Annotated in this window: 6 protein-coding genes; 2 read left to right on the top strand and 4 right to left on the bottom strand. The window is 61.5% G+C overall.

Annotated features, from left to right (window positions below; translation table 11 throughout):
• Positions 1 to 116, top strand: a 116-nt coding sequence (rpsT, locus tag QZ511_RS16365; RefSeq protein WP_295804105.1) for a 30S ribosomal protein S20, incomplete at its 5' end; no start/stop codon positions are given.
• A gap of 101 nt (positions 117 to 217) precedes the next feature.
• Here the strand turns inward: rpsT and proB are convergent.
• The 4 genes from proB to rplU all read right to left on the bottom strand — a co-directional run bounded on the left by proB (position 218) and on the right by rplU (position 3,300).
• Entirely contained in the window at positions 218 to 1,351 is a 1,134-nt protein-coding gene (proB, locus tag QZ511_RS16360; RefSeq protein WP_295804103.1) for a glutamate 5-kinase, read from the bottom strand.
• A gap of 57 nt (positions 1,352 to 1,408) precedes the next feature.
• Positions 1,409 to 2,614, bottom strand: a complete 1,206-nt coding sequence (gene cgtA, locus QZ511_RS16355) for an Obg family GTPase CgtA (protein WP_295804102.1) — start codon at positions 2,612 to 2,614, stop codon at positions 1,409 to 1,411.
• A 98-nt stretch (positions 2,615 to 2,712) separates the two neighbouring features.
• Positions 2,713 to 2,970, bottom strand: coding sequence for a 50S ribosomal protein L27 (gene rpmA, locus QZ511_RS16350; RefSeq protein ID WP_010132157.1), 258 nt, complete (start codon positions 2,968 to 2,970; stop codon positions 2,713 to 2,715).
• An 18-nt stretch (positions 2,971 to 2,988) separates the two neighbouring features.
• Positions 2,989 to 3,300, bottom strand: coding sequence for a 50S ribosomal protein L21 (rplU, locus tag QZ511_RS16345; RefSeq protein ID WP_295804100.1), 312 nt, complete (start codon positions 3,298 to 3,300; stop codon positions 2,989 to 2,991).
• A gap of 276 nt (positions 3,301 to 3,576) precedes the next feature.
• Between rplU and ispB the strand changes: the two genes are divergently transcribed.
• On the top strand, positions 3,577 to 4,539 hold the full coding sequence (gene ispB, locus QZ511_RS16340) for an octaprenyl diphosphate synthase (RefSeq protein ID WP_295804098.1): 963 nt from the start codon (positions 3,577 to 3,579) through the stop codon (positions 4,537 to 4,539).
• The last annotated feature ends 88 nt before the right edge of the window (positions 4,540 to 4,627 follow it).

Genomic DNA, 4,627 nt, shown 5'->3' with positions numbered 1-4,627 from the left:
ACGAGGCCGCTGTGCCGGTTATCGACCGCATGGCAGACAAGGGCATCATTCACAAGAACAAGGCCGCTCGCCACAAGAGCCGCCTGAATGCCCAGATCAAGAAGCTGGCTGCCTGATTTTTCAGAAAGCCCGCTCCTTGAGCGCAAAAAACCCCGCAATTGCGGGGTTTTTTTATTGCCTGCCGAAAGGCGAAAACAGCGCGCATTAGGGCGATCCGCTAGAGCAGGATCAGGTTGTCGCGATGGATCAGCTCCTCATCGTCGCGATAGCCCAGCAACTCGGCAATCCGCTCCGACGGCTGCCCCTGGATCCTGAGCGCCTCACAGCTGTCGTAATTCACCAGGCCGCGGGCAATCTCCGCCCCCGCCTCGCTACAGCAACTCACCAGCTCACCGCGCTGAAAGCGCCCCTCCACAGACTTTACCCCCACCGACAGCAGGCTTTTCCCCTGCTCGCGCAATGCACGCTCGGCACCGCTATCCAGCACCAGGCGTCCGCGCACCTGCAACTGCCCAGCCAGCCAGCGCTTGCGCGCGGTCAGCGGATCCGCCTCCGGCAACAACAGGGTACCCAGGTCCTCGCCGGCAACCACCCGCTCGATGACCGCATCCATGCCCCCGCCGACAATGACCGTGCGCGCGCCGGAGCGCGCCGCCAGCTGCGCCGCACGCACCTTGGTGGCCATACCGCCGCGGCCGAGACCGCTGCGGGAGCCGCCAGCCATCGCCACCAGTCGCGCATCTGTCGCACTCGCCTCGCGCACCAGCTCGGCTGCGGGGTTGTCCCGGGGGTCCTCGGTAAACAGGCCGTCGGCATCGGTGAGAATCAACAGCGCATCCGCCTCCACCAGATTGGCCACCAGCGCCGCCAGGGTGTCGTTGTCACCGAAGCGGATCTCGTCGGTGACCACCGTGTCGTTCTCATTGATGATCGGCACCGCGCCCAGGGACAACAGGGTTTTCAGGGTGCTGCGGGCATTGAGGTAGCGGGTGCGGTTGGAAAGGTCGTCGTGGTCCAGCAGGATCTGTGCGGTGCGGCAGTCGCACTGGCCAAAGGCGTGCTCGTAGACCTGCACCAGGTGGCTCTGGCCGATGGCCGCTGCCGCCTGCAGCTGGTGAATGGATTCCGGGCGCTTGCGCCAGCCCAGTCGATCCATCCCCGCTGCCACCGCACCAGAGGAAACCAGCAGGACCTCGATCCCCTGGCGACGCAGGGCGCCAATCTGCCCCGCCCAGTTGTGAATGGCCGCGCGATTGACGCCACGGCCATTGTCGGTCAACAGGGCGCTGCCAATTTTGATCACCCAGCGCTTGCTGGTGGAGAGCTGCTGGCGTGCCGGGATGGAATCCATTTCTTCCTCGTGTCAGGACGCACGCCCGCAAGATAATCGTCTGAAGGGGTGCAGAAATCAGGGACGATATTCTACATCGACATCGTAGTCATCGTCGTCCCAATCTTCATCGTCTTCAGCAGAATCTTTCGCCGCCTTGCGCTTGGCGCGCTGGGCCAGGCGCAGCTCCTCGATACGCTCGCGCGCTTCCAGCTGCATCTGCCGCTGGGCTTCCTGCTCGGCCTCGAACAGGTTGCCATCCAGCGCCTCCTGCTCCTTGATCTCCTCCAGATGATCCATCAACTGGCCGCAGAGCACGTCGGTGCCCTCGCCGCGAATAGCCGCCACCCGGAACACCGGGCCCTGCCAGCCGAGCGCGTTGACCACCGACTGGCAGCGATCTTCCAGTTCGTCCGCGGGCACCAGGTCGGTCTTGTTCAGTACCAGCCAGCGCTCGCGACCGGCCAGAGTGGGGCTGAACGCCGCCAGCTCGTGCTCGATGGAGAGCGCATTCTGCGCCGGGTCGGAGCCGTCAAACGGCGCCAGATCCACCAGGTGCAGCAGTACCCGACAGCGGGTCAGGTGCTTGAGAAAGCGGATCCCCAGACCGGCGCCTTCAGAGGCGCCCTCGATCAGGCCGGGAATATCCGCAATCACAAAGCTGCGGTGCTTCTGCACCTGCACCACCCCCAGGTTCGGCACCAGGGTGGTGAACGGGTAATTGGCCACTTTCGGCTTGGCCGCGGACACCGCGCGGATGAATGTGGATTTGCCCGCATTTGGCAGGCCCAGCATGCCCACATCCGCCAGCACCTTCAGCTCCAGCTTGAGGTCGCGGTGCTCGCCTTCGGTACCCGGGGTGGTCTGGCGGGGCGCCCGGTTGGTACTGGACTTGAAGCGGGTGTTGCCGAGACCGTGCCAGCCGCCCTGGGCCACCAGCAGCTTCTCTCCCGGCTCCAGCAGATCCCCGAGGGCCTCCCCGGTATCCACGTCGATCACGGTGGTACCCACCGGCACCTTCAGCTCCAGGTCTTCGCCCTTGGCACCGGTACAGTTGCGTCCGCGCCCCTGCTCGCCGTTCTGCGCCTGGTACCGGGGCTGGTAGCGGTAATCCACCAGGGTATTCAGTGACTCATCAGCCACCAGATACACGGAACCGCCGTCGCCGCCGTCACCGCCGTCGGGACCGCCCTTGGCCACAAACTTTTCACGTCGGAAACTCAGGCAGCCTTTGCCGCCGTTGCCCGCCTGCACCGAAATCGGCGCCTCATCTACAAATTTCATGTCTTTTTTACCGGATACATTACCTTCAGTGTAATTCGCCACTGAAGATACAAAAAAGCCCCGCGATTGCGGGGCTTTTTATCGGGCGCGGTGACCGCTTAGGCTGTTTCGATGGAAACAAACTTGCGGTTGTTGGCGCCTTTCACCTCAAACTTCACCACGCCATCGGCGGTAGCGAACAGGGTGTGATCTTTGCCCATACCAACGTTAACACCAGCGTGGAACTTGGTGCCGCGCTGACGAACGATGATGCTGCCTGCGGAGACAGCCTGGCCGCCAAAGCGCTTCACGCCCAGGCGTTTACTTTCGGAATCGCGACCGTTGCGCGTACTACCGCCAGCTTTCTTATGTGCCATGAGTCGTTACTCCTCTGCTTATGCCTTGATGCCAGTGATTTTAACTTCGGTGTACCACTGACGGTGACCTTGACGCTTCATGGAGTGCTTACGGCGACGGAACTTGATGATCGTCACTTTTTCACCGCGACCATGGCTCAGCACTTCTGCAGTCACCTTGGCGCCTTCCACAACCGGCGCACCGATGTTGATGGCGTCACCGTTAACTACCATCAGAACCTTGTCGAAATCGATAGATTCGCCGGTAGCCACTTCAATTTTTTCCAGGCGCAGTACTTCGCCTTCTTCTACACGGTGCTGCTTGCCACCGCTTTCAATAACAGCGTACATATTTCTATGCTCCAAAATGGACGACACGAAGCAGCGGCAGGGTCAAAGTGACCGATCAGCCAGCATTTTGGGAGCTTGCGCCGTTGTTGTTTAAACATCTTCCCAGCTCTGGTTCCCCCACGAGAGGAGGCCCGGATCGAGCGGGGCGCAGATTCTAATCAATTCGCCCGATTGATACAATAGTGCGTTTTTCAGCCCCGCTTCCTTTCCGCCCGGGGCCAAAACGGCTAGTCTTGCCGCCCGAACCAGACCAAAGCGCAGTATAAGGAACCCTGCATGTTGCCCTTCCACCAGGTAGCCGCCGACGATTTTGCAGCCGTCAACCAGTGCATCCTCGACCAACTCCACTCCGACGTCCCCCTGGTGGAGAACATCGGTCACTATCTGGTCGAGGCCGGCGGCAAGCGCCTGCGCCCGCTGCTGGTACTGCTGTGCGCCCGCGCCGCGGGTTACAAAGGCGGCGACCATATCAGTCTGGCTGCCATTATCGAGTTCATCCACACCGCCACCCTGCTGCACGACGACGTGGTGGACACCTCGGACATGCGCCGCGGCCGCATCACCGCCAACGCCCAGTGGGGCAACGCTCCGGCGGTACTGGTCGGTGACTTCCTCTACTCCCGCGCCTTCCAGATGATGGTGGCACTGAAGGACATGGACATCATGGCGATCCTGTCCGACACCACCAACACCATTGCCGAGGGCGAGGTACAGCAGCTGGTGAACGCCGGCGATCCCGCGGTCACTGAAGCCAACTACCTGAATGTTATCCACAAGAAGACCGGCGCCCTGTTCGAGGCGGCCTGCGAGACCGCGGCAGTGATGGCGGGTTGCAGCGCGGAGCAACGGGAATCCCTGAAACTCTATGGCCGCCACCTGGGCTCGGCGTTCCAGCTGGTGGACGACGCCCTGGACTACCGCGGCAATTCCGAAGAGCTGGGCAAGAATGTGGGCGACGACCTGGCGGAAGGCAAACCCACCTTGCCGCTGATTTATGCCATGGCAAATGGCACGCAAGAACAGGCTGCGCTGGTTAAGGCAGCCATCGAGCAGAAGTCCGCGGACAAATTGACCGAGATTGTCGCTGCCATCGAAGAATGTGGCGCGCTTGACTACACGTTTGCACGGGCCCGAAAAGAAGTGGAGCTCGCCAACGAGAAGCTCGAGTTCTTACCCGAAGGGGAATACAAAACTGCGCTGCGACAGTTAGCCAGTTTTGCGATTGAGCGGACCGTATGATGCAAAAAGCCCCGGCAGTGCCGGGGCTTTTTGGTTTTGGGGCTCTGTAACTGGCGCCCCGCCTTAACATCAAATAATTTCACTTTGC

Source organism: uncultured Microbulbifer sp. (assembly GCF_913055755.1).
Classification (GTDB): domain Bacteria; phylum Pseudomonadota; class Gammaproteobacteria; order Pseudomonadales; family Cellvibrionaceae; genus Microbulbifer.
This window is presented reverse-complemented; position numbering and strand designations above follow the sequence as displayed.